Origin of the sequence: Streptomyces sp. NBC_01497 (assembly GCF_036250695.1) — a bacterium.
Classification (GTDB): domain Bacteria; phylum Actinomycetota; class Actinomycetes; order Streptomycetales; family Streptomycetaceae; genus Streptomyces.
Genome location: NZ_CP109427.1, coordinates 25,464 through 51,024 on the forward strand (window position 1 = coordinate 25,464; position 25,561 = coordinate 51,024).

Annotated in this window: 19 protein-coding genes and 1 pseudogene; 1 reads left to right on the forward strand and 19 read right to left on the reverse strand. The window is 69.2% G+C overall.

All coding sequences use genetic code 11. The annotated features are described in order from the left end of the window. Positions 1-267: 267 nt before the first annotated feature. The 17 genes and pseudogenes from OG310_RS00080 to OG310_RS00160 all read right to left on the reverse strand — a co-directional run bounded on the left by OG310_RS00080 (position 268) and on the right by OG310_RS00160 (position 16,295). Entirely contained in the window at positions 268-1,128 is an 861-nt protein-coding gene (locus tag OG310_RS00080; RefSeq protein WP_329453795.1) for a nucleotidyltransferase domain-containing protein, read from the reverse strand. A 34-nt stretch (positions 1,129-1,162) separates the two neighbouring features. Continuing rightward, the gene (locus OG310_RS00085) at positions 1,163-1,693 is read right to left on the reverse strand and encodes a Mov34/MPN/PAD-1 family protein (RefSeq protein ID WP_329453796.1); all 531 of its coding nucleotides are present in this window, start codon (positions 1,691-1,693) and stop codon (positions 1,163-1,165) included. Beyond that, the gene (locus OG310_RS00090) at positions 1,678-2,952 is read right to left on the reverse strand and encodes a HesA/MoeB/ThiF family protein (protein WP_329453797.1); all 1,275 of its coding nucleotides are present in this window, start codon (positions 2,950-2,952) and stop codon (positions 1,678-1,680) included. The genes OG310_RS00085 and OG310_RS00090 overlap by 16 nt, the downstream gene beginning before the upstream one ends. Further along, entirely contained in the window at positions 2,946-3,542 is a 597-nt protein-coding gene (locus tag OG310_RS00095) for a hypothetical protein (protein ID WP_329453798.1), read from the reverse strand. The genes OG310_RS00090 and OG310_RS00095 overlap by 7 nt, the downstream gene beginning before the upstream one ends. Further along, positions 3,539-4,504, reverse strand: coding sequence for an SMODS domain-containing nucleotidyltransferase (locus OG310_RS00100; RefSeq protein WP_329453799.1), 966 nt, complete (start codon positions 4,502-4,504; stop codon positions 3,539-3,541). Before OG310_RS00100 ends, OG310_RS00095 begins: the two co-directional genes overlap by 4 nt. 237 nt (positions 4,505-4,741) lie before the next feature. After that, entirely contained in the window at positions 4,742-6,211 is a 1,470-nt protein-coding gene (locus OG310_RS00105; RefSeq protein WP_329453800.1) for an SAVED domain-containing protein, read from the reverse strand. Positions 6,212-6,320: 109 nt separating this feature from the next. Further along, positions 6,321-6,503: a hypothetical protein gene (locus OG310_RS00110; protein WP_329453801.1), complete on the reverse strand. Its 183-nt coding sequence runs from the start codon at positions 6,501-6,503 to the stop codon at positions 6,321-6,323. 329 nt (positions 6,504-6,832) lie between these two features. Then, positions 6,833-7,885 carry a hypothetical protein gene (locus OG310_RS00115; protein ID WP_329453802.1) on the reverse strand — a complete coding sequence of 351 codons (1,053 nt, stop codon included), beginning with the start codon at positions 7,883-7,885 and terminating at the stop codon, positions 6,833-6,835. 574 nt (positions 7,886-8,459) lie between these two features. Then, the gene (locus OG310_RS00120; protein ID WP_329453803.1) at positions 8,460-10,676 is read right to left on the reverse strand and encodes a DUF262 domain-containing protein; all 2,217 of its coding nucleotides are present in this window, start codon (positions 10,674-10,676) and stop codon (positions 8,460-8,462) included. A gap of 225 nt (positions 10,677-10,901) precedes the next feature. Next, positions 10,902-11,870, reverse strand: coding sequence for a hypothetical protein (locus tag OG310_RS00125; RefSeq protein ID WP_329453804.1), 969 nt, complete (start codon positions 11,868-11,870; stop codon positions 10,902-10,904). A 287-nt stretch (positions 11,871-12,157) separates the two neighbouring features. Next, on the reverse strand, positions 12,158-12,610 hold the full coding sequence (locus tag OG310_RS00130; protein WP_329453805.1) for a hypothetical protein: 453 nt from the start codon (positions 12,608-12,610) through the stop codon (positions 12,158-12,160). A gap of 45 nt (positions 12,611-12,655) precedes the next feature. After that, complete coding sequence (locus OG310_RS00135) at positions 12,656-12,946, reverse strand: hypothetical protein (RefSeq protein WP_329453806.1); 291 nt, start codon at positions 12,944-12,946, stop codon at positions 12,656-12,658. A 101-nt stretch (positions 12,947-13,047) separates the two neighbouring features. After that, the gene (locus OG310_RS00140) at positions 13,048-13,785 is read right to left on the reverse strand and encodes a hypothetical protein (RefSeq protein ID WP_329453807.1); all 738 of its coding nucleotides are present in this window, start codon (positions 13,783-13,785) and stop codon (positions 13,048-13,050) included. A 454-nt stretch (positions 13,786-14,239) separates the two neighbouring features. Beyond that, a pseudogene (locus tag OG310_RS00145) lies at positions 14,240-14,554 on the reverse strand (Pycsar system effector family protein); the annotation flags it as partial. Positions 14,555-14,998: 444 nt separating this feature from the next. Next, the gene (locus tag OG310_RS00150; RefSeq protein ID WP_329453808.1) at positions 14,999-15,673 is read right to left on the reverse strand and encodes a hypothetical protein; all 675 of its coding nucleotides are present in this window, start codon (positions 15,671-15,673) and stop codon (positions 14,999-15,001) included. Beyond that, positions 15,670-15,951, reverse strand: a complete 282-nt coding sequence (locus tag OG310_RS00155) for a sigma factor-like helix-turn-helix DNA-binding protein (RefSeq protein WP_329453809.1) — start codon at positions 15,949-15,951, stop codon at positions 15,670-15,672. Before OG310_RS00155 ends, OG310_RS00150 begins: the two co-directional genes overlap by 4 nt. After that, positions 15,930-16,295, reverse strand: a complete 366-nt coding sequence (locus OG310_RS00160) for a hypothetical protein (RefSeq protein WP_329453810.1) — start codon at positions 16,293-16,295, stop codon at positions 15,930-15,932. Before OG310_RS00160 ends, OG310_RS00155 begins: the two co-directional genes overlap by 22 nt. 576 nt (positions 16,296-16,871) lie before the next feature. Between OG310_RS00160 and OG310_RS00165 the strand changes: the two genes are divergently transcribed. Continuing rightward, the gene (locus tag OG310_RS00165; RefSeq protein ID WP_329453811.1) at positions 16,872-18,059 is read left to right on the forward strand and encodes a pentapeptide repeat-containing protein; all 1,188 of its coding nucleotides are present in this window, start codon (positions 16,872-16,874) and stop codon (positions 18,057-18,059) included. 153 nt (positions 18,060-18,212) lie between these two features. On the opposite strand, the gene OG310_RS00170 is transcribed toward OG310_RS00165, so the two are convergent. Both OG310_RS00170 and OG310_RS00175 read right to left on the reverse strand, forming a co-directional pair. Beyond that, positions 18,213-22,358: an NACHT domain-containing protein gene (locus OG310_RS00170; RefSeq protein ID WP_329453812.1), complete on the reverse strand. Its 4,146-nt coding sequence runs from the start codon at positions 22,356-22,358 to the stop codon at positions 18,213-18,215. Positions 22,359-24,391: 2,033 nt separating this feature from the next. Continuing rightward, positions 24,392-24,787 (reverse strand): hypothetical protein, encoded by a 396-nt coding sequence (locus OG310_RS00175; protein WP_329453813.1) that lies wholly within the window; start codon positions 24,785-24,787, stop codon positions 24,392-24,394. Positions 24,788-25,561: the final 774 nt, after the last annotated feature.

Below are 25,561 nucleotides of genomic sequence, written 5' to 3' on the forward strand. Positions count from 1 at the left end.
GACTACGGAACAGAGCCGCTCGCTTTACAGACCCGTGCGCGCCGCACACCGTGCGCAGTGAACGGGGCCGTAGGACGGAAGCTCCATAGCGTCACGGCCGATGGGTTGGCGGTTGTCGCTCCGTCTATTGAGGACGGTGCGATCAATACTCCTCCCCCGGTCCGCTTTCGAGTCCGGACCGGAAGGGGGGCCGGGCAGGGAAAGTCGGGTGTGGTGCGGGTAGCGAGGAAGGCAGGGAGCCGTTGGAGTGGATCCGCGCCGGCGCGGTCAGCGCGCCCTCACGGCAGTGTGGTCAAGGACGGTCAGGTGCAGGGTATGCAGGGGCTGGGTCCGGGTCGGGCGGATCACCTCGAACCAATCGCTCACATCTTCCAGCAATCGGGACAGGTAACCGAAGCCGCGCCAGCCGAGTCCGATCCCCACCGTGGGCGAGGGAGCGCTGTAGTGGCTACCTGTCAAGGGTTCACCGTGGAGTAGCACGTGGTCCACGGTGTGCTCGGTGCTCTCCAGATGGGCCAGTGCCCCGGCGGCGGCGCGGCGCAGCGGGCTGGTCTCGGTCCAGCGGTGCAGTGCTTCGAGCGCTGCTGGATGCTGCGGTACCGCGTCGGGCAGGTCCAGGCGGTCGATGCGGATGGCTCCCCGGGAGACCAGGTCGACGAGTTCGATGCGGACTGGTCGTGGTATCCACCGGTCCAGGCCCTCGAATGCCTCGATCATGTGGTCGCGCGGGGCCCGGCCGGCGGTGGGGTCGGGGGTGAGGGCGGCCAGGCGGGCGCGGGCGGTGGCGACGGGTTCGGGGCGGGTCCACAGCACGGTCAAGGGGAAGCCGTCCTCCTCCAGGGTGCTGCGCTCGCGCAAGTGGAGCTGCAGGCCGCGGCTGCGGCCTTTCAAGGCGCGTTTCATCGATCCGGACGGATCGCCGCCGTAGGACAGGGCATGGACGAACTCGGACGTCAGCCGGTTGTCGGTGCGGTGCTCCACCACGACGTCGACGTCGTGCGGCTCCAGCGCGCCGCGGGCGTAGGAGCCGAACACCAGGATCTGGTCGACCAGGTCCAGCGGCCATTCGCCTCCTTCCAGGCGGTCGAGCATCTCGGTCAGCAGCAACGTGGCACGAGCGCGCTTCACGGAAGAGACCTCCATCGGGGTCCGGCCGGGGTGGTCATGACGAGCCTCCATGGTCACGGTGGTCTGTCGAGGACGTGAGGCGTATGGGGAGCTGCAGTTGCGTGGCCGTGATCCTGTGGTGGCGGCAGGCCCATGCCTCGACTGCCCAGTTGCCCTGGTGAGGGGCGAGGATGACGGCGATGAGGGTATGGAAGGCCAATTCCGGGTCATCCAGGAGCCGGCGGTAGGTGCTTGCATCGCGCGGGCTGGGGGTCGTCGTGGCGCCCGTGGGATGGGTGTGCCATTCGCCGATCCAGACGCTGCCGTCGGCGGCGAACGCCTGGTCCGCGAAGGCTTGAGCATGTGCCAGGTCGCGCAGGAAGGATGTCGGTGTCCGTACGGCGGCGGGGCCGGGGGTGCCGGCGTGGCGAACGACGACGGTGTCGCGATCGTGGCGGCCCAGAAGGATGCCACCGGTTTCGGTGTCGTGGTCGTTGGTGGCCAGCTCTGTCGTGATGCTGCGGACCGCTCGGGCGGTCATGCGTACCCGGGTGACCGGCTGTTGGACGGTCATGGTGCTTCGCATGTGGGGCAGCGCGGTTCGGGGGGCGGTGCGGGCAGCCAGCGCAGTTCGCCGGTGCGGTTCAGGTCGAACGGCGGGGAGCAGTCGGGCTGGCGGCGCAGTGCCAGGAGCGCGTGTTCGCCGGGCAGCCGCTGGTCGGGGTGCCCGGCGCGTTCCAAGACGGTGGCTACGGCTGTTTTGGCCGCGAGGTGGGCGACCAGGTGCAGATCGGGGCCGACTGCGGTCATCGGTCGGTGGCGTGTGCCGGTGCCGTAGCCGGCGTCCAGGGCGGGCTCGGGGTCCATGCCCCCGTTGTTCACCAGCGTTTGACGGCGGCAGGTCAGGCAGCCGTGGCGGGGCCAGGGCTGGAGCCTGAGTACCTCGCCGATGGCGCCGTCCTGCAGGACGCATGCCAGGACGGCGGTGACGCCGGCACGACGTGCGAGGTGGCCGATGGTTCTGCGGGCCGCGACGCCGTCGGCGGTGCACACCACGATGTCGACGGTGGGAAGCAGCGCCCGTACACGGTCTGCTTGGGCGATCACGTCCCAGGGCAGCGGTTGAACCTGGGTGTCCGGGCGCAGCCGGGTGAGCTCTTCGGCCAGGGCTGTGACTTTGTGGCGGCCGATGTAGCGGCTGGCGCTGGTGTGGCGCACCAGGTTGTGCCAGGACAGGCGGTCGGGATCCATCAGGGTCAGCTGTCCGATGCCGTAGCCGGCCAGTGCGTGGGCAGTGGCGCTGCCGATGCTGCCGGCCCCGACCAGGAGAGCGTGGGTCTTCTGCAGGTGCGCTGCCGGCCAGTGCGGCTCCAGTTGGGCGATGCCGGTGACGGCGGGCTGGATGAGGATGTCGAGCGGGAGGGCGCCTTCTGGGGTGACTTGCCAGGCGACCAGGTCGGGCAGTGCGGCGCCGGGGAAGGCCTCTGCCACGCCGGGCGCGTAGGTCACGGCAAGGTAGGGCGTTCCGAAGGTCCGGTAGCCGCCGCGTACGGCGTCCCGGAATGCTGTTCGGGGAATGACCGTGTCCTGGCGGGCGTGGCAGTGCGCCCAGGCCAGGTGCAAGGCGGGGTCGACCCGATACCACAGGCTGATCGGAGCGGGGTCGCAGTTCGCAAGGAGCCGTTCGGCGGGCTCGGGGTCGACCGGGACTCTGGGGTTGTCGCCGTCCGACAGGGCGCACACCACGGCCAGTTCGTCCGGGGCGCTGACACGCAGGGTCAGGTAGCCCCATGTGCCGGCCTGGCGGATCGTGGCGGCAGCCAGGTGCGGAAAGAGAATCAGCACGGCGCCTCTGCCTTCGGGCCGGTGTCCGCTTGGCCGGTTGCGGGTGCGGTATCGGTTTCACCGACTGCGGGCGGCGGCTGGGAGAAGAGGTGATCGTGGCGGTTGTCGCTGACGATGCCGCAGTGGGACATCTCCTGGATGACGCCGTGTTTCATCAGCGCGTACTCCAGCCGCCATCCAGCCGCTTTGAGCAGCAGGTCGATGAGCGAGTCCCGTCCGGTCCACCAGGCGTGTTCCCGCAGCAGGCACAGGGTGCCGTCTCCGTTGACGTGCCAGCGGGTCTGGGTCCACTCCTGGGGCAGCGGTACGGGGTCCAGGGGCTGCAGAGAGGGCTCCACCATGGGGTAGGCCTGGTTGTAGGCAACGGTCAGGCGCAGCCCCTGCTCCCCCACCCAGGCACTGAGGTTCGGCGGTTCTGGACGGTCGAACGGCCAGCGCGGCAGGACGCCGGTCCAGGTGCCGGCGCCGTCACTGTTCCACACCAGGGCGCTGAACCGGGCGGTGATCTCGGCCTGGTCCCTTTCAAGACGCCGGGGTTCGGCTTTCCACCATGTGATCGGTTCAGGTTCGGGCCTGACCATGGCCGTCATCCCTGGGGTGCGTCCTTGATCGGCCGAGGTGCGATCAGGGCGGGTGTGCCCGTGATCTTCGACGTGGGCTTGGCGGGTGCGGGAAAACCGTCGCCGAAGATGTCCTGCCACAGTCGCAGCGCACCGTCGGTGTCCCCGGCAGCAGCAGCGGCGCAGGCCCGCTCAGCGAGGTCCGCGGCATCGGCGAACGCGTCGGAGAGTCCGGCGTAGTCCAGGTCGGGCTGCACCTCCCCGCACAGGCCCGCGGGATCCGAGACTCCTTCGTTGACCCTGACCGCGGCGGCGGTGAAGAACGTCTTCAGTCCTTCCGCGCGGCTGCCCTCTTTCGGCATGCACTTCAGTGCGAGGACCTCCACGACCAGGGACTTGACGCGGCCCTGGACCGGCGCACTGTGGCGCCAGTCTTTGAGTACCCGCACCAGCGGGCGGAAGTGCTCCCACTCGCCCTGGTGCTCGGCGACCTTGCGGATCAGGTACTCCGGGTCTGCCGGGACCCAGCGGCGGTTGAGCTTCTCCGGGATCAGCAGGGTGCCGTCGCTCTGGCGCAGTGCCGGCATGACGTCGACCGTGAACGCCTCCTCCTCGTCCTTGTCGTCCAGGAAGCATTTGACCGCATGGTTGCGCGGAGCGGCCCGACGGACTTCCTGGGCGACGGTGCCGTAGGTCTGGCCCAGCCGGTGGATCTGACCGCTGGCGTGCTCCAGGGCATCGCCCGCGCTGTCGCCCGGTGCGCCCCAGCCCGGGTGCGCGGCCGCGTCGTAGACCACGACTATGTCCACGTCGTGGATGGGCTTGAGCTGGGTGCTTCGGCTCAGGGATCCCGAGCCGAACGTCTCCAGGACGTCCTCCTCGCCGAGCAGGGCCTTCTTGAAGGTGTCCCGGCGCTCGCGCGCCAGCTTGACCTGGTCGATATCGGCGTTGACCTCTCCCTGGAGCTGATCGAACGCGTCGTTGATCCCCATCACGTGCCTCCTCAGGCTCGTCGTTCAGCCCGAGTGCGCGCCGCCGCCGGCCGTCAGGAGACGGTCGGCGGGCGAGCTGGCAGCACCGACAGCTGTTCCTTCCGACAAGCCTAGGACCCGCCACTGACAACGCCCCGGCGTCGTCAGCCGCCGCCTGCGGGGCGGGGTGGTGCCGGGGCGTTCAGATGTGTGGTGGGGTCCGTAGCGCCTGCTTCTTGAGGCTGAGGCGGGTGTGGTTCAGGCGTCCACGGTGAAGGCCGCCTCGTAGACGTCCTGCGTTGCCACGTGCTCGTACACCACGGTGGGGCGCAGCCGGTTCCAGCGGTGGCCGAGCAGCAGGGCCAGGCCCATGGGGCATGCCTGGAAGAGGTGGATCCGGGATGCGCCGCGGCTGGCCGTACGAAGAGCGTCACGGATACCGACGGCCAGGGCGTTGGCGGTGGCGGCGTCGGGGATCGAGTTGTCCTTGGCGCCGGTGGGCGGGCGCAGGACCAGGAGGCGCGATACCGGTAGTTGCCGGTATCGCAGGAACTCCAGGACGTCGGCGGTGGGGTCGGTGGCCACCGCGATGGCCACGGCCAGGTCCTGGCCCCGGCCGATCGCGTGGGTCTCCTGGGCGGGGGCGAGCGCCGTGTCGTAGGGCTCGGTGGAGGACCAGAGTTGGCCGCGCTGGAGTACTGCCAAGTCGGCGCCGGTGACCATGCGGAAGGCGCTGCCGGTGAGGAAGGCGGGCGCAAGGCGCAGGCTGCCGGTTACCGCCACGGCGGCTGTTCCGGGGGGAAGCCGGTGGGGCGCCGCCTCGATCTCCTCCTGGAGCTGCACCCAGGTAGCGGGGGCCTTGGGGCGGTACTTGGAGTAGGCGGTGTCTCCCTCGAAGCGGTCGGCCCAGTCGACAGCGTAGTCGGCGTCGTCGGCCATCGGGTCGGGCTTGAGGGTGGCGATCGACACGACGGCGCGGTTGGGACCGGCCGTGAGCGCGAGCGTCTGGACGGCATCGGTGATCTGGGCCAGGGACAGCGTGCGCTGACCGTTGATCACCTGGCGGGCCACCCAGTCCGCGCCGGCCTGCACCGCAGCCGTGTCGGGGCGAAGGCCCGCAGCGAACATCAGCAGCTGCAGGTGTTCGTGGAGGTGCAAGGGGTCGCGGGCGATGTCGAAACGCAGCACGCGCAGCAGGTCGAGAAGCTGCTCTTCGTCTGTCCCGGCGTTCGCCGCCCAGCGCCCGCGGGCTTGGCCTTTCGCGGATCGGGGTCCTTGCTGACCGGCCTTGGGCATGAGGGTCTGGGTACGTGGATCACGCAGCGAGACGAGCGAGTCAGCGGGGTCGGGCGCCCGGTTGCTGATCAGTGCCACGTCGACCGGCACCCCGTCGACGGTCAGACGTTGCCAGCTCTGGGTGATCTTCTTCAGGAGCGAGGGGCCGCCGGAGGCGCTGGGAGTGAACAGGTACGTCTCGTTGACGGGGGTGGCGGCGTCAGCGGTGTACTTCACCTGGGCGTAGGTGTGCGGAGGGCTGGCCCGGTACAGGACAACGTCGTCCAGATTGCCCACCTGGTCGGCCTCGACACCGACGCAGACAACCGGGTTGGGTGCGCGGGTAGCGGCGTCCCGCAGTGCTGTGACGCAGCCCTGCCAGGCCCAGAGCCACTGGTATTTATCGCCGGCAATCCGCACGCCGGTGGGACCGGGGGCCGGAAGTTCAGGCATGAGGTCCGCTCCGTGATCTTGGGGGTGAGCTGCAGCTGTTCGAGGGCTTCGACTTCCCATTGCACGGGATGGTCGTATCGAAGCCGTAGCGGCGGGCGAAGGCCGGCCATCACGGGTCGTCGCGCTTGCCCGCGGCCGCGGGCAGAGCGTACTGCTGGACCTGGTCGTGGGTGAGCAGGCCCGCGCCGCGCTCGCGGATGCCGGCGCTCTCATGAAACGGCTCCCCGAGAGAGAAGGGGCGGACACCTGGTTGGCGTACGGCGAGAAGAAGCACCGCGTCCACCTCAGCCACGCCTACACCACGCTCGCAGACACGGCCCGCGCCCGCGAGAGCCAGCAGCGGGCGCCGGAGCTGTCGGCGTCGGCCAGCACCGTGACGCGCGCCCTGCTGCACATCGACGCCGGCCGCCTGTGCCCACCACGACGGCGACAGCGAACAGGCCTGCCGCCGTACGACTGCCACCCTGGCCACGCTGCTGGCCGACTACCGCACCCGCCTGGTCCACCGCTGCGCCCTGGACCCGTACGAGGCGATCCCCCACCGAGCGCCATCACGAGTGCGCCGTACGGAAGTTGCGGGACGTCCTGGCCCTCTGACTCGGATTTCTGAGCGCGATCGTGCTATCGCTGCACCGGGCGGCCGACGGTCCACAGGTCGCCTGGGGCGCGGATGAACGCGCCGTGGGCGAGCATGTCCCTCTTCAACTGCGCGGCGGAGACCGTGTGGCCGCGTCGGGCGAGCGCGTCACGCAGTTCGCCGGGCATCAGGGGCCGGCCGCAGCGCGCGAGGTAGCGGGCGGCCAACTGCTCGCTGGTCGGGTAGACCGGGGGCTCTACCACCAGAAGTGAGTCACTGAGCGTCTGGTGCTCCATCATCCCGGCTTCGGCCAGCTCCAGCAGCGGCATAGCTGCATCCCCCATCCGCGAGAGGCCCCGCCGCCAGTTGTCGCGGGTCAGGTAGCCGCGGTGGTAGCACCACCACAGCAGGCCGCCCACGGCGGCCGTCGCGGCCAGCGGGTTGCGCGCGACAAGGGCCACCAGGCGGTGGGTGCCCTCGCCGAACAGCCGGAGTACCAGCTCGATGAGTACCAGGCCGTTCGCGGCGGTGGCCTCCAGGCCGGCCAGGCGCAGCACGCTCTGGGCGACGGGGATCCACTCGATGACGGCGAACCCGAAGCGGGCGAAGACACTGTACTGGGAGACGATGACGCACGGCCCCAGGAACTCTGCGAGCGCCATCGTGGGCGCGTCGTCCGGGTCGCCCCGGTACTTCAGCGGCATCTCCCGGTCGACCCGCAGGATGTGACGGGTCCGCCAGGACAGGTGATCACGGATCTCCAGGTCGACCACCCGAAGGGCGGGCCATATCTGCTGATCGAGCACGCGGCGTGCCTGACGCTCCGCTACCTCGAAGTGGTCGGCCATCTTGGCCAGGTGTTCGTCGACTTCGCCGGGGACGTGCGCGGCGGTGTACGGGGTGGCGTGGCCGGTGCCGGCCAGCGCGGTGACCCGGTCCTGCCGGCCGCCGTGCCTGGCCAGAGAGCAGGCTTCGACCAGCAGCGCATTGGCATCGAGGATGGGCAGCAGCGTCGGCCGGTCTAGCACCATGGGGTTGAACGCCGATCCGGAGGAGACCAGCAGTGGCGGTGCCAAGTCGGCACGGTCGAGCATCATGGACCAAGTGTCGCCAGCCCCACTGACATGCGGGCAGGATTTTCGGTCCGGCACCGGTCCGCTCTGGCAGCCAAGCTCATAACCGCGTACGCGAGCAGGCCTGGCCTGAAGGCCGGGCCACTCGTGTAACCCCTCTACTCCCCCAGCCGGGCCCGCGAACGAAGACGTTGCCGGTGCTGGAGCGGCGGTGCCGCTCGGACAGTCCCGGCACCTACTCGACGAACGTCTTGCGGGAACAGCTCTTCCGGTCACAGAAGTACCGGCGGACCCGCAGCCGGACTATGACCCGGCGAGACCCCAACAGCCTTTCTTCTAGGGCATGTTGGTACGTGCTGTGTCTGCGCCTCACCTGTTTCCGGCAGTCCGGGCACCGGCCCGGGCGCGCGGTGGACACCGCGTCCACCACAAGGACGTCGGAGGAGTCGCTGACGCGCTCCACTCGCACATCGATCCCCGGAAACAGCACAGCCTCGACCGTCTTGCTCGCCATTCCAGGACATACTCTGCCGAAGCGATCCCTCGCTCATTTCGCTGACCGGGATCGGGGTAGCCGTCGACAGACCTGCCTGACCGGCTACAGCGCGCCGGCCGCCGCCGCGCGGTCACGGATGGTTCGCAGGCTGACGCGTACTCCGTTCTCGTCTTCGATGTGCCATTCGTTCATGCCCTGGCAGGTCTTGGTGCCACGGGCGACGGCCCCGGCCTCGTCGACCCGGCCGTAGGGCGTGCCTCCGGTCGCAGCGAGGATGATGCCGCCGTTCGCGTCGATGGTGGCCCAGTGCTCGGTGGCGCGGTAGGTGAGCACGATCCGGGTGTCGGCTGTCAGAACTTGGGCGTCGATCATCCTGGCCACGTCGGTGCGTCGGCCAGAAGCCGCTCTGCGCCGTGGAGGGGCCTGGCGCGGACGGGCGACCGGCTGGCTGGCGTCGCGTTGCGGAGGTGCAACGGCAGCAGAGACGGGCAACCCCAGGCGTTCGGGTTTCCAGATGCATTCGAACAGGCGCAGATACAGCTCCTGCCGGGTCTCGATGACCGTGGTCATGGTCTCTCTCGGCCCGAAGGCCCGCATGTGCTTGTCGAGTTGGTGTGCCTTGATGAAGTCCCGCAGCTCAGGGTTGCGGTGATCGTATTCAGGGGCCATGACGCCCAGGAGGACGTTGTTGCGGGCGTAGAGGCGGTTCTTGTCGCCGAAGGGGAGGTCATTGATACTGGAGTTCTCTCGGCCCCTCAGCAGGCCGAGGCCACCGAGTTGGTTGCGGCGGCTGCGGAAGACGACCGGGTCAGGGATGTCACCGGCGACGCGATGGTGGTGGTTGGCCCACAGGTGTTCTATGTGGAACTGGTCGCGGTCGAGGTAGGCGAGGATGTCGAAGGGCTTTTTGCAGGCCTCGTCGGCGTAAGCGGTGGCGCGGGCGAGGAGATAGCGGATCTGATGGGCGTTGTTGCCTCGCAGGCCCAGGGTGATTGCTTCGCGCACCGGGTTCCCGTTTTGCTGGGCGAGGTCGCCCAGTGTGGAGGCGACGTCGGCGACGGTGCGGCAGCCGCGCAGGAGGGGGACGAGCTCGGTGTGGACCAGGGCGTCGGCGTCGGCGGACTGGACGGGCAGATCCTGCAGGATCCGCAGGGCGTACCAGCGGTCGATGTAGGAGGCGACAAGGCGGCCCTTGTCCTTGGCGTCGGTGGGCCGGTCGTCGGGGGCGATGGCAGCGAGCACGGCGACGGACTGGACGCCGAGGCCGTTGCGCTCGTTGAACAGCACCGTCTCCAGGCGGTCGCCGTCCATCTTCAGGGTGCGGGTGGCGGCGAGGACGGGCCTGTACAGACGGGCCGTCCTCAGCAGATTCTGCACGAAGTTGAGGAAGTGATCGGGGCGTCCCGGGGTCAGGCCGAGGTACTCCGCGTTGTGGCGTACCCACACGTTGAGGTTGGTGGTGATCTGGCGGCGGTCCTCGTCGCAGTCCTCGCGCGCGCAGCGGGCAAGGAGGTATGCCTTGAGGAAGCGGGATGCCGCCTGGGGGTCATCGCGGTCGGTGGAGAGTTCCCGCAGCATCTCCTGCCACTGGGTATTCAGCTGATCTTCAGCGGAGCCGACGTTGGACAGCAGATGGCTCTTGAGGAGGTCGACGGTGGTGAGGCGGGCGCCGCGGTCATTCATCGTCTCGAACATGCGGTAGCCGTGGTCGGGGCCTGCCGCGCGGATGCCCACCAGGACCACGCGTGTCAGGAGCCATTCGGTGAAGGGGTGGAGTTTCTCGGCGTCGAGTTCCTCGGCGAGCTGGGATTCGATCTGCTGGCCGCGTGCCCACAGGTTGCGGCGGGAGAGGGAGTCCCCCGCGCCGGCCTCGTATTTGCGGCCCTCGCTGACGGCTTGCAAGACGGGGTCGTGGTCGGTGATGGCGACGCTGAAGTGCTTCCCGTCGGTCGTGATGACACGGTTGAGTTGGTCGACCGTGTGGGTATCACCGGCTTCCTGGGCCGACAGTCTCAGCTGCAAAAAGAGCAGGTGCAAAGTGACGAAGCGCTGCTGACCGTCGACGAGGAAGCGGCGCTTTTCCGACGGCTCGTGGTAGACGAAGGGGCCGAGGAAGTACTGCGGCGCGGTGTGGGGGCGGCGCCGGTACGCGGAGTCGCCCAACCAGTGCTTGAACGAATCGCACAAGTCCCGCAGCAGGGTGCGGACTTCTTCGTCACCCCAGGTGTAGTCACGCTGGTAGTAGTCGATCTCGTACGTCACGTCACGGAACAGCTCATTCAGGTTGAATCCCTGAGACCTGATCTCGTCCGCCCCCACGCAACCACCCCTCCACCTGCCAGGCATATCCCGTCATGCTCCCAATCCGGCGCCGCGGCGTACAGACGGCGCGGGAGTCTGGTCGGCAGCGTGCAGAAACATCGGCGCAGGCGACTATGTCGTCCCCAGCCCGTCAGGGCCGGGCGATGCTGCTGCCCATGCAGCCGCCGGCGACCGCACGACGGCTGCTGCTCCGCGGATTGCCTTCTGGACGGGCCGACCGGGTCATTGGGCCGGGGACGGTGGTGGCTTGCGGCCTGCACCGGACGGGTGGTGGAAGATGTCGAGTGCCCTGGCCGGGTTCAGCAGCTCCTGCGCGATGATGGGCGGCGCGGCCAGGGTGACGATGCCCCGGATCCAGTCGGCGGATGTCGTGTAGGCCACGATCGCGGTGGTCTCCCAAAGCGACAGGGGTTCCACCGCGGTGCATGCGTCTGGGTCGCTTCCAAGGGGAGGAAGCCGCACGCTGACCTCCACGCTCTCCGCGCCAGCGTGGGCGGTGTCTCTGTCGGAGAGCTGAAGCCGGGCGCTGAGGGCGTAGGCGGCATAGTCCGGGCTGGTGCTGTCGGTCGAGTCCTGCCGCTGCCGCCACTCCTGCCAGATTCGTGCCGACTGCGTGGTGGCTCCAACCTGCTGCAGCTCGACGGTGGCCTGGTGGAGTAGGGCCGTTTCGATGATGCTCTGTTGTTCTCTACACCGGCGTTCCACGCAGGCGACGGCGCGTTCCAGCGTGGAGCGGGCCCAGTCGTGCAGCCAGGGGTGCGCCTGCAGGCCGTGTGCAGTCTGCGACAGCTCAGTCTGCAGGGTCCGCCAGTGATCCCAGTTGAAGTTCGGCCCCAGGAAGTCCGGTACGTAGGCGGGTTCTTCCCGGCTCTCTGCTTCCTCGGCCTCTTCGGCGAGAAGCTCACAGAGTGAAACAAGGTCGACGAGGACATCCGACAGAGAGTTGTCAGCGGTAACGGTTTCCACCCGGCAGCATCCGCACATGCGGGATGCGATGTCCGCGTCGAAGCGAGCACGACGTGCTTCCCGTGGGCGGGCGCTTGGCCGGGCACCGCATCTGCGATCGCTGTGTACGTGGGTGCGGTCCGGCCGCGTGACCACATCCATCTGCCGGCCGTAGAACCGGTCGACGGGGATGTTGTAGCGGCTCATCAGCCCGACGGGAATAGAATCTGCCAAGGCGCTCTGCACCTGGCCAGGCTAGGCCGCGGGGCAGTCGCGGGTGAGGGGAAGACTGCGTTGGTTCATGGTCTGGCCGATGCAGCGACAAGGCCGGTGCCGCTTCGTTCACGAAGAGTCGCAACCGGGTGGGCTTGCGACCGGTTTGTGGCACCCAAGGTCCAGCAGGACGCGCCCCGGCCGACCGAAGGCAGGCCGGGGCGGCAGTAGCGGAGTCTCCGCCGAAACGGCGACGTCGGTGGGGCAATTCGTCGATGCGCCGAGGTTCGACAACTCATCGGTCGCCGGCCACGGCGCATCTAGAGTGTCGTCCTGTCCGGTGGCTGCAGGATCGGGTTCCAGGAGAACCAGCCCAGGTTCTCGGCGCCGAGTTCCCACGGCGACTCCAGCAACCGTTTCCGGGTTGCCTCAAGGTCCGCGGTGACGGCAGCCGGAGCAGAGCCGATGCGGGTCATCAAGTCGCCCCGTACGCGCCAGAACTCCTCGTCCTCGCCGCGCAGCCGGCGCACCGCCGCTTCCACGCAGGCAGGCCATTTCGGCATCCCGTAGTGGTCGTCGTGGGTCCCGATCCGTGGAGCACCGGCGAAGACGAGGAAGTCGTCCGGCGGCAGGCTCTTCTCGAAGTGCCTGAACATGTCGATGCGCTGTTTCACCTGCTTCTTGATCTCTCCGAGGAACCCCCAGCCGAAGTCCGTCAGGGTCCCCTCACAGCCCGGCCAGACCATGTCCCGGTCCAGGACCAGGTCCTCCAACTCATAGAGACGGAACTGGTCGTCGGAGCCCAGGACGTCGAACGCCTACCGGGTGAGCCAGGTGTTGCGGGCGAACATCGTCCCGTCATGCAATGCCTTGCGCCGGCTGGTCGGCCGGGAGGCGTGCGCGTCCTCAATCGGACCATTGCGCCACACGGACAGGACGAGCCCCTGGGCCGCCGCCCACCGCAGTCCGTCCTCCGCCTCGAAGACGCCCATCTCCTTGAGGCGCTGCCGTGCCCAGTCCAGCGCATCCTGGATGTCCTCGTCCACCGACTGCCGCTCCCCCACGATGCCCCGCTCCCCCTCTGTCTGTTTCGTCGCTGTTCGTGTCATCCGCGCGATGCGGCGCCCGCAGGAAAAGCCGGATCGTACGCGGTCTCGCCGGCACGCGCCGGTGCCGTCTGTGCCAGCCGTGGCGTCCGCCGGGGCCGCTCTCAGACGGACCCGGGCTGTTGGAAGGCCGTGCCGAGCGCGCGCAGTTGAGCGCGCCGGGCCTGCATGAGTTCCTCCGGTCGGCGCAAGGCAGTGTCCAGGAGCCATACCCCGCGGCGGAACGGCTGGAAGCCGATGCTCTCCCACAATGCGGCGATCTTCTTCTTCGCCTGGAGCCGATAGGCCTCGGTGACCTGCTCGCGGTCTTCGGGGTACTCGCCCATGCCGGGAAACACCGCTACCGCGCAACAGCCCCCGGACAGACGGCGGATCGCCTCGACGGCCAGCGCCGGGCCGAGTCCGAAACCCCTCCACGCCTTGTCCAGGCTGACGCGGTCGAGGATCAGCAGATCGCCGACAGGATGTGTGACCACTTTCTCGAACGCGGCGCTGTAGCCCGTGCGTCCGGAACGGCCAAGAACGGCGGAGACAACTACCTCAAGATCGCCGGATTCGGCGTCTGCCGCCTCCCACCGGTTGTCGCCAGTGTAGTCACGCAGCCTCCACAGGATGAGGTGCCCGATCTCGGAGCCCGCGGCCGGAGCGTGGCCGCCCCCTTCTTCATCGTCTTCCCACTCCTCGTCGCCCGCCGTCCCGTAAGTGACCGCGACGTGCCAGGGTTCCAGGGTGTCCTCGGAGTCGTACGGCACTGCGGGATGTCCGTGGCCGTAGCGGAGGTGAAGACGGGCGGGATCGCCCGGGAGTTCACTGACCGGCCGTTTGGGCATCGCTGATGTCATGACGGAAAGACTAGGAGCGGGCACTGACATCCCACCGGGAAACGGCACGAACGAGACCACGGACGCGGATTGGCCCCAACTGGACTGAGCACCTTCGCAGCCCCGCCCCTTGACCGGGATCGACCCGCGTCATCAGTACGTCGAAGAACGGCTTCCTCGTCGCGGGCCGACACAGCTCGGTCAGCCCTGGCCAGCGCTCCGGAAAGCCAGGCGCTGACCCTGCCGCCACTCAGACACGGCCCGCCAGCCCCCTGACCAGCACAGACCAATCCACCTGAACCACGCAGCGATAGAGAAATCCCACGCCGATCACTACATTCCAAGACGATCACTGAATCTGCACTCCAGAGCCCCTCCGGCTTCCGCACCTCCACGAAAACCCCAGCTCAGAGACGCACCACACCACAGCAAAAAATCCTGAAACGATCACTAGATACCCAGGCCAGCACATCACTCATCTAGTGATCACTAACGGATTTGTCAGATCGCGGCCGCGATGGTGACGACCGCCGCGAGGCAGGCGTCGCACGCGAGGGGTCAGGGCCCGCATCTTGCGCAGGGCCAGGGCGCTGAGGACCTGGAGGCGGACGCGGCGGCAATCCGTCGTCAGGTCCTCGGTCAGGGCGGCCTCAGACGCGGTGGCGAAGAAGGCGAAGGAGCCGCGGTCCTGTAAGCCGTTGCCGCGCAGGCGGGGGCGGATGAGCAGGAGGGACAGTGTCACCGAGGCGATGAGGGCCAGGGCCCCGAGCGCGCCCGGCCACGCGGCGGCCGCCGTCCTCGGACAGGCCGCTGCGCAGGTGGGCTTGAGACGGAAACGGAAGAGGGGCCCGGAGCGTAGCTCCCGGGCCCCTCTTCTGAGCGCGGGTCGGGGAACGTCGCGCGCTCATGCACACGGATCAGAGGTGGTGCTGGGCCCACCAGACAGCAGACCAATCGCTCCGCTGCCGATCCCGTACGCCGCCCCGCGCACGACGTAGACCTGCGCGTCGCGTCGGCGGGCGGCGAGCCGTCGCCGGCCTGAGGCGGCGCGCTCGTTTTGCTCAAGCCAGTCCGCCCGGGGGCCGGCCTTGTTAGTCTCGCTCACAGGGTGTTCCTCCTTTTTCGTTGAGGTGGGGCGGATGCCGCGCAGGGAGCCCCCCGGCTGTTGGCCTCGCAAACCGGTGCCGGGACGAGGGCTCCCTTTCGCATGTACCGGCCGCGGCCGGTTGCCCGGTCAGGGGCGGGTGAACTCGCGGATCATGCGCCGGGCCAGGCGGTGGTCGGGCAGGTGGACGATGCCGCAGGTCTGCTCGTCCTCGTCGGCCAGGCGGTCGACCTCCATCTCCAGGTCGCCGGTGGGCGGGTGGGCCTTCGAGCCGTTGCGGCGCACCCACTGGGCGACCAGGCCCATGCTGTCGAGGAAGACGTCGTCGACGACCTCCGTCCCGCGGTCCTCGGCGAGGGCCTCGGCCAGCTGGTGGCGCCAGTGCCGCGCCTCGCGGTCCTCGCCGAGGGCCAGGTGGTGCTGGTGGAGGCAGTAGGCGGCCACGCGGTCGCCGGCGCCGGCCGCGAGCTGCCACCAGAACTTCGCCGACTCCGGGTGCCCGGCCAGAAAGAGCAGGCACGCGAAGACGAGCTCCCCGTCGACGGGCGCCACCTCCTGGCGCTCCTCGTCCGCGCGGTCAGCGAGGCGGTCGACCTGGGCCCCGGCGTCCGGCGCGTTGATGATCCACCGGCACACCACCGACAGCCGCTGACTCGCCGCGGTGGCCCGGGCGACGTCGTCGGCCGGCGCGACCGGCTCGGCCGCCAGGCGGCGCAGCCCGACCCCGACGTCGAAGCCGGTCCGCTCCGGCGCCGTGGTCGGGAGCGCCGCGCCTTCCAGGAGATCTTCGATCGTGACGGTCATTCGGCTGTCCCCTTCCCCTTGGACTGGGTGCTCTTGGTGTTCTTGGACTTGCGGGTCGGCCGCAGGTCGACGCGCAGCTGGGTGGCGAGGCGCTTCTTCGCCTCGCGCAGGTGGTAGCCGGCGGTCCGCTCGTCCAGGCCCATGAACCGGGCGACCTGCTTGGTCGAGTAGCCCAGGACGTAGCGGATGACGATCGCGTTGAACTGGCGGCCGGGCAGGGCGTGTATCGCGTCGTAGAGGCCGGTGGCACTCTCCGTCAGCTCCAACTGCTCGCGCACGCCCGCGCGGCCTCGTGGATCGGGCCGTCGAACAGGTAGGCGGGGTCGCGCCGGTCGTAGACGAGGCGGGCCTGGACGTGGCGGGTGAGGACCGCGAGGGTCTGCTGTTCCAGGTCGCCCTTCCTGAGCAGCTGGCCCCAGGTGGCCAGGATGTCCTGGAAGACGCGATGCACGACCTCCTCGGCGGTGCGGCGGCCACCGAGGTGGATCTCGGCGAACGCGTGGAAGAACTCCTGATGCCCGAGGTAGAGGGCTTCGAAGTCCAGCGGCAGCTGCCGGAGCTCGCCCACGGGCCGCTGCCCGGACTCCGGCGAGGTGCCCTCGAAGGCGTCGTCGTCGTTCACGCGAGCCTCCAGCGTGCTGTCTCCATCAAACAGGTCCTCTTCGTTTAGGGCAGCACAGCAAGAAGCATGCGCCGGCGGAGCGAGAGCTCCACACCCCTCACGATGTCGAGAAGACGCCCGAAACACTCAACCCGGAACCCAAAAAAATCACTCACAGATGATCAGATGCACACACTAGGTAGTTCCATATTCAATAAATGCACGCAAACCACCCTCTGAGCAGGCACAACTCCACGCACCCGAAAGGGAAAGTGCATCTGCACTTGCAGCAAGTGACCGACGTCACTCCGCAGTTGACCGCCCTGCTTCCGAACCTGACGTAGACCAGGCACGTTTCGCCCACCCCGCCCCCTCCCACGCGCGGCGCACGCCCGGCTCGCCCCAAGGCTTCACGGCCGCCCGGGGCAGCGCGGCCGGCCCACGCGTCTGCCCGCGGCCGGTGCGTAGCGAGACCGGTGCAACCGCCGGGCCGTGTGACGGGTCTGCTGCTGTGTGAATGTGAATCTGCCGAGGCGCCGCAGCGAACAGCGCGGACTGCGCTTATGGCCCGTCGGACCTGTCCTGACCCTGACGTTCGTGACGGCCATCGTCGTGGCCGGCGCAGTCTTCTTCGCCGGCTGGGACCTGCTCGACGCGCACGGCCTCAAGCCCGAGCACCGCATCGACTCCAAAACGCTGTTCGACCTGGTGAAACTGTCCTTCGGCGTCGTGGCCGGCGCCGGCGCGCTCGTCGCCCTCGTCGTGGCATACCGGCGGCAGCGCGTCGACGAGGACGGCGCGCTGCGAGACGCCACCCGCCTGCACAACGAGCGCTTCACCACCGCCGTCTCCCAGCTCGGCGACGCCTCGCCCGCGGTACAGCTCGGCGGCGTCCACGCCCTGGCCGGCCTCGCCGACGACGCCCCCACCCGCGAACTGCGCCAGACCTGCATCGACGTCCTGTGCGCCTACCTCCGGCTCCCCTATACGGCGGAGGCCGCCCTGGACCCCGCCGACCAGAATGCTCGGCATGCATACCTGGCGGTGCGAGAAGTACGGCACACGGTCATCCGCCTCATCCGCGACCACCTTCGCCTCTCGTGCGAGCACGTTCACTCCTGGCAGGGCCACGACCTCGACTTCACGGGGTGCCATTTCGACGGCGGCAGCTTCGATGGAGCCGTCTTCTCCGGCGGCAGGGTCGTCTTCACCGGGGCGCGCTTCGCCGACGGTACGGTCACCTTTACCGACGCGGAGTTCTCCAGCGGCACCGTCGGCTTCGCCGCGGAGTTCTCCGGCGGCACCGTTCAGTTCGGCGCGCGGTTCTCCGGCGGCACCGTCGACTTCACCCACGCACGGTTCACCGGTAGCACCGTCGATTTCTCCGACGCTCGGTTCTCCGGCGGCATTATCGATTTCACCGCCGCTCGGTTCTCCGCCGGCACCGTCACCTTCGCCACTGCGGAGATTTCCGGAGGAACGCTCATCTTCACCGTAGCGCGGTTCTCCGGCGGCACCGTCGACTTCACCCACGCACGTTTCTCCGGTAGCACCGTCACATTTACCGGCGCATGGTTCTCTGGCGGCACTATCGCCTTCGTCATGGCTGACTTCTCCCGCAGCACGGTTGACTTCACCGGTGCGCGGTTTTCAGGTAGCACGGTCCGATTCTCGCAAGCAACGGGCTCTATTCCGCCTGTCGGCCTGGTGCCTCCCACCGGGCAACCCGTACCAGGGGGGCTCTTGCTACCTCTGGCCTGGCATATGCACATGCCGACGTCGTGACGGGCGTCTGACGCGCCGCCTTTTGCACGCCCTCGGCCTGCCGCGGAAACAACCCCACCCGCTCGGTAGGACCGGGCCGACGGACGGTGGGGGGCGAGGGGCGGGCCGAGGCGCTCATGCACGCATGATCCCCGTGGGGCGCCCCTTGGACGGTCAGGTCGCTGTACTTTTGCGCCAGTCGCTTTCTGGTCCGGGGAGTCGGCAGTCGAGGATGAAGGCGTCGACCGGTAGCGACAACTGGTCTTTGAGCCGGGCCGCCTGGGATTTCTGGGTGTCGGTGACGTTCTGGAGGCTGTGGTCGGTTACAGGGCAGCTGCGTCGCTGGTGGTTCCAGCGGGTGCAGTCGAAGTAGCCGACCAGGAGGAGGCCGGCTGTCCAGGGCCGGGTTAGGTAGGCGGCAAGCTGGCGTGGGATGGCGTGCTTCAGCTCGTTGTTCCAGCAGCCTTTGCATTCGATGATCAAGCTCAGGGCAGGCCGGTCGCTGCCGTCGGAGACGGGAGCGTCGATGTGGATGTCGGTGCGCTGCCCGGGCAGGCCCGAGCGCCTGATCTCCACTTCGCGGTTGATGATGATGCCGCGGGTGCCGATGTCGCGGCGGAGGAAGGCCGTGACGGCGTCGCATAGATCGTCTTCCCAGCACGGCCAGCACTTGGTGCTGGCCGTGAAACGGTCCGTGTCCCTGTTCCATAGGTTGACGGACGTTCCGTTGTCGCCCTGAACGTCGTCTTGTAGGGCTTGGAGGGATTCCAGGACGACCTCGAGCAGTTGGTGTTCGTCGCGTACCAGGCGGAGCCTGTGGTTGTCGGCCAGGGTGATGAGTTCCTTGGCCGCGACGGGAGTGGCCAGGGAGGCGGCTGCGATGCGGCCGGTGATGCGCGCGAGCCTTCGCAGGGCCGGCACGTCGCTGTAGCTGCTGGCGAGGTCATCCAGGACAGCGGCCGCCTGGGTGGATTCCTTCCTGGCGATGAGCTCGGGCAGAGCCTGGATGAGTTCGGCGACCCGCTCGTCGCCTCCGACGAAACCTGTACGCCACGGCCAGATGCGCAATGCGGCGAGGTCGTCCTGTTCGCAGATCAGCCGGTAGAGGCCGGCCAGGTCGTCCTCTGACAATTGGCCAAGCCCCGACGGCCATCCGTATACCGCCTCCGGATTCCCGGCGGTTACATGGAGGAAGTCCGTGAGAATGACGGGATCGGTGAGGCGGCAGCTGATATCCGACCAGAACACCGCGAGGTTCTTGTCGTGCAGGAGGGTCTGGCAGGCCAGCGTCCAGTGCCGTCTGGCGGGGGTGCCCGGCTTGTGGTCTGCGGGATCGTCCCGCAAGGCGACTGCCAGCTGGTCGGTGGCGTCACGGTCGCCTACGGCGGACAGCTCGGCCAGGACGGCATGCCAGCGTTCCGGGTCGACGTCGGCATTCCGGGCCCAGGACAACAACGCGGGCCTGCAGTCGGGGAAGTGGGCGAGGGAGCGCGCGACACTGCGGACGGTGTGTTCAGTGACGGCATCCAGAATCGTCGGCAGAAGTTTCCGGAGCCCGTCCTCGGCAGTCTGCGGGCACCGCCGAAGGAGATCGCGCTTCAGGTCCTGCGATGCCTGGTCATGGGTGTGGACGGTTGCCAGGGCCAGAGCCCAGCCGCCCCACCTGTCCGGATCGCAGGAGATCTGCGAGGGATCGCCGGCAACGGCGAAGGCTGCGAGCTCGGGGACCCGCCAAACGTCCGCCCCGTCTGCCACGAGATCATCGACAGTCACCACAGGGGCCGTGCGCAGTACGTGCAGAGCAGTCTCGGCGAGCAGACCAGCGAGGTCGCTGCCTGCTAGTGGGCGGGAAGGCGCCAGGTCCGCCAGGGTGAGCAGTGGCTCGAAGGAGCGGGGCTGGGCGCCGTCCGGCGTGCGCTGCAGCTGGTTCAGCACCCTGGCCCACGCCGCGCGGACCTCAGTGCTGTCAGCGGTGCGTGCGGCGTGCAGGGCGCCGCGCAGGTCTGACTCGTCGTAGGTGTTGCCTCGGCGTCGGTGTTCGCGCTCTTCCGCGATGCGCGTGTGCCTGGGGGTTTCGGCAGGTGGCGCGTCCCACCAGGCGGTGAACTCTGCGAGGGACGGGTGTGCGGCCCGAGCGGTTTCTGCCCGCTGTCGTTCCAGGGCGTCTTCCGGCGGTCCGAACCGCACCACCGTGCGGACCATTTGCGAGGGAAGTCCTTCCAGCAGGTCCCAGTGCTCCATCCAGTACAGGACGTCGTCCGCAGGCAGGAGCCCTGCCCCGAAGACTCCGAGAAGGACGAACCATTGCCCGGGCCCGGCGGTGGCGAGCAGGTGTAGGGTCAGGCGGCGCCTGGTGCACACGGCCGACGCCAGGGTGGTGTCCAGCGCCCTGAGGTGGTCTTGGAGCCGGTAATGGTAAAGGTCGTCCTCGCACGCGGCCATACCGAGAAAGGCATCACCGAGCAGTGGCAGGATCTCGTCTGCGGGAATGGAGGCGTCTTCGGCCAGAGTGACCGCGCGAGCCAGGACGCCCAGGGCCAGGGCACGGCTGGCCCTGGTGTCGGGATCGCCCAGGACCGCACCGGCCCACGTCACCGCTTCCATGATCGTCGCTGGGTCCAGGCCCTCGGGAACAGCCTGGCGGTGCAGGTAGGCCGCTCCGATGTGTGCCGGATCCGGATCGCGGAACAGGGCCAGGCGCTCTGTCACGCTCAGATGTGCCGGATAGAGGTGTTCGAGGGCTGCCGCAACCACTTCCGGAGAGGGGGTCTCGGCCAGTTTCCGAAGGCGGAGCAGTTGCGGCGCGGCGGGGGCGGTGACGGTCTCGACAGCGGCGCGGCGTATTTCGGCAGGGCGATCTTCCGCGACCTCGGCCACGTTGAGGAGGGCGTCGTTGAGCTGGTCGAGGCGGCATGCCTGGGCGATGCTCACCGCCGCGTAAACCAGATGAGGTGCGGTGGTCGGCGACAGGTAGGGGCGAAGCTGGTCCGGCAGAGCGGGATGGTCCAGGCGGTGCAACTGAGCGTGGTCGAGTCGCAGGGTGTCGTCTTGCGCCAGCAGGGCGAGCAGGGCCTCGGCGGCTCGGGCGCGGTCTGAGGGGCCGCGCGCGGACAAGTCGGCCTGGAGCAGCGCCAGCGGATCATCGCGCAGGAGGTCCTCGAACACCGTGTCGTCGTCCGTGGCCAGCCAGGCCGCGACTTCCTGATGTGCTTCCAGGACATGCCTGCTCTTCCCGCTCCCGATCCACAGCAACTCGCGCAGAACTGGCGGGGCCAGCGCCCGGGTCCGCAGGAAGAGTGCGGCCAGGTACTCCTGATAGCTGCGATGGGCGAACGTCCACCGCAGCTCCCCTATTGGGGCGAGGAGCCCGGACTCGGTGATCTGCCGCAGTTCGCTGGTCGTGCACGCGATGGTGCCGCCCAAAGGCCCAGGCTCGGCGCCGATCAGCGACGACAGGTGCAGGTCGCCGGCCGGTGCCCCGGACCGGTCCGGTTGGTCGGACAACGCGGCGTACGGGCCGAAGTGCAGCACGGCCGCAACGCGCGAGGCGACTGTGAGCAGGTGCTCCGGTGCCGCCTGGGCATGAAGCTGCTGCGCCGAGTTGGGACGGCGTGTCTCCGCACACAGGTGCAGGCACGCATCGCGATAGGCCTGGCCGACAGTCTGCGGCAGCGCGCCGGTGTCGGTGTAGCCGTGCAGGAGTTGCCGCAGGGTGATCGGGCTGGTCGCCAGTGCGATGAGCCCGCGGTGCCGCAGGGCGGTGGTGAACTCCTCGGTGTCGCTCACGCCCGTGGCCTCACTGGCCATCACCACGTCTTCACGGCTGAGCGGGGCAAGGCTCATGACCGATGTCTGGTCAGCTGGCCACAGGCGGCGCAGCCTGTCCTCCAGGCGTACCGGCCAGCGGGCGGTGCGACAGGAGATCCGCAGCCGCAGATTCGCACGGTCGACAGCACCGAGTCCCTCCAGGTGCGTGGCCAACTTCCGGTCCAGCGCCGGAAACTCGTTGAGCCCCTCATCCAGGCCGTCCAGCAGGACGTACCACGAGCCCTGGGTTCCTGGCGGGCGCAGGAAAGCCCGGTCGAACTGCCTGTCCGCTTCTCCGGCGTCGGTGCAGGCCCCCAGATCGACCCAGGCGGCACAGGCACCGTCGTGGGCAAGCGCCGCCTGCTCCTGCTTCAAGGCCATGGATTTGCCCAGCCCCCGCTCACCGTGCAGGACCAGAACCGGCACGTGCCGCTGGTCTGCCAGTGTGCCGGCCACAGAACGACCCCGGCGTTCAGTCAGCAGCGGCCACCCGTAGCGGTCCAGTCCGGGCATCTCCCCCACCGGGATCACCCGGCGCCGCCACGAAAACTCCGTCCACCCCGTCATACGCCCCGCCCCCGGCACTCATTGCTCTCGAGCCACGAACTGCGACCCGCGCGCGTGCTGCTTCGGTGATCCGACACCCACATGGAGCTGTTCCGCAACTCGGGCACGGTGCACACGCCCGGTCAGTGTCCTCACCGCGGTGGTGAGGACACAACAGCAAGGGAGCCCCCTGCTCCAGGCGGTAGTCATGGTGCGGAGCCTCCCCATACCGAATGCGGCTGCGACGAGTTTGGGATCCAGAGTGTTGAGCAGGTCGAGCAGGCGAGTGCACCGGATCATGTGGGCGGGAAGCCGCAGGCATCCAGAACGTGGCTGACATAGGCAGGGGACGCCGGCCCCCGGACCCGACCGGCACCACCTCTGCGGGTGCCACGCTCGCGGCCGCGGCCGCCCCGAAGCAGGGTCCGGGATCCCCCTGCGCTCGCTCGCCGCACACCCGCCGGCCGCACCGGACCTTGCATCTTGGCTCGCGTGCCGCATCGGCCCGGTCCCTACCGACCAGGCGACGTCGAGGATCCCAGCCCGCTGCGCGTCACGGCGGCCGCACCCGGCGGGTGGGCACCTACACAGTCCGGGCCGGGTCCACGGATGACCCGCATGCGCAGAGCCTTCAGCAGACCACGGGCGGTTGGCGCTATGACGGCCCCGGCTACGCGGCGCGCACCTGCGGATCGTCCCCGAGCGCAACAACCGTGTGCACCGCCTGGCACTGAGAGACCCTTCCGCCTTGAGGGCGTCAGTCAGCGATGCCGGCCGGCGCTTCCCGAAGGCCACCACTGCCGGCGCCGAGGCGTCGCCGCGGAGTCGGAGACGTCGCGTGCGCGCCCCGAGGACTCCCCGGGCTCGCAGGGCGTCAAGGTCGGGGATGCGGGTCCCGGGCAGGTCGTTGAGGAGGTCGTCCTGGGAGCCGCGGATGCTGTGGGCGGAGTCCTGAGGGCCGGAGCCAAGCGTGCGGCGGTCGGTCACTGAGTCATCGTAGGCGGCCCAACCCCCGCTCCCGGGCTTGGGCTTGGGCCTGCGTGCCCATCAGGGCGGGGCCGGCGCGGAAGGTGCTCTCACCACGCCGCTCGGAGTGCTCGTACGTCGGGGCAGTCGACGCCTGGCATGGTTCCGTCACGAGGCATGTCTGGTGATCACCCACGAGAGGTGGAGCCTTTGAGTAGTTGACCGGCTCGCACGCGGACGGAGTCGCCGACGCGAGGCTTACCGGTGGCAGCGCTCACAGGCTGTCCGCTGCCGTGTCGGTGCGCGGCCGTAGGAAGCGGACCGGCTGTCAGTGGCGCCCCGGTCGTCCGTCCGCACTGGGTCGACAGCACTGTCTGTGCGGAATTCGACCGCGAGCATGGGCTGGACAGGCGTGAACTCCAGGGGCTCGCGTGATCCCCACGACGCGCTGAAGGTGACGCCCTGCCAGGGTGCCCGGGCCCGGCGGGGGTGAGCAGCGGACCGAGCTGGGCGCGGTCGGCCGCAGATAGCGGTGCCGTGCGGGCGACCAGATGCAGGCGCCCGGCCGGGCCATGCCGTCCGAGCGTCATCCACCCGCGGCCGCCATGGTCACCCGTTGCAGTGTCCCGGCCATGCGCCGACGCCGGCACCGCGGATCCGGGCGGCACAGTGAACGCCATGCGCGCCAGGATCGTCACCAAGGCCACTGCGGCCGGGCTGCTCGCAGCCGCCCTGGTGAATGGTTTGCCGGCCGGGGCCCGGTCGGCAGCCGCGTTCGTCTCCACCCGGCCGGCACCGCCCGCCCGGGCACCAGACGTCTCCCGCCTCACCACGATGGGCAAACCAGCGGGCCACCAGAAGCACCACGCCGCAGCCGGCCGCACCGGCAGAACGCGGCTACGCCTCGGCGCGTACGGCGGAACACCGGTGAGGCCGGTGGCCGGCACATCAGTGGAGGCCGCGACTGGCGCTCCCGCGCCCGCACCCGCCTGCGGGATGAAGCGGTCGGCTCGGCGCATCTCGCCCTTCGTCGCTCACGCGGCCCGTAGGGCTCGGGCCGCCGCCTCGCAAGCTCGCGCCAGCGGCTCACGCGCCACACCCGGCACGCCGCCGGCCATCGCGATTCGACGCAGCTGCGCGAGGGCCTGCGCCCACTCCACCGCGTCCTCGGGCAGGGTGTACGGCTCGCCGCTCAGCCGGGCCGCCGGGACTTCCCGTACCTCGCCCGGCCTCCGGCGCACGAGCGTGCGCACGATCGTCTCCGTGCGCTCCACCACCCGCGTCGCCGGCTCCCGCGTGAGGCCGCCCTCGTCCGGCGGGCGCCGGGCACGGCCTGCGCCGTACGCAGCTCGTAGGCCCGCGTGCGGTGAGCGGGCCCGCAGTACTTCGGCGGGCGCCCCGTGCCCTTGTAGGGCATCGGCTTCCCGCACCACGCGCACGTGCGCGCGACCAGCTGCTCGCGCACCGACCGCCGCTCCTGCTCGTCACTCACCGGCTCTTTCGTCACTGACGAAACGATACGGAACGCGAAATACAGCTCAGTCGCGGGCCCTTGAACAGGCGCTACTCAGGGGGTGTCGTCTTCCCAGTCCCACTTCGCCGGACGTCGTTGCGGGGCTCCTACATGGCGCGGCCGCCGGGGACGTAGTCGCCGGCGGCCGCGCGGAAGGGGCACGCATGCCCGCGCCCGCACACAGTCATCGAGGGGCGCCCCCGCCGGCCGACGGAGTCGATACCGGTGTGGCCGCTGCAGGGGCCGGTCCGGACACTCCTTCTGCTCCGCCTTGGCGAACACCGGTCAGCAGGAAGGCCCCGATGGTGATCACGCCGGCGGTCGTCACGACGGCCGCGGCCAGTCGCTCACCCCGCGAGGGGGTGCCCGCAGCGCCCAGTCCGTGGGCGGGAAGGGATCGGTAGACGATCGCCCCGGCGACGATCGCGATGACCGCCACCAGGACGATGGGAAGGTTCAGCGTTACGTTCACAGTGGGCCTCTCGGGTCCAGGGGCCTGCCTGTCTGGACTCGACATCTGCCAGGCAGGCCCCAACCTGCCGAGCCCACCACGGGCCCGACACCCCTTCCTGGGACAAGCCGTTGCCCCAGGCGGGCGCGGCCCTCGCGTTTCCCTTGAAGAGGAGACGCCGGCCGACGACCCCGTTGTGCACGGGCCGTCAGCCGAGTACGTCGTACCTCTACGAAAGCG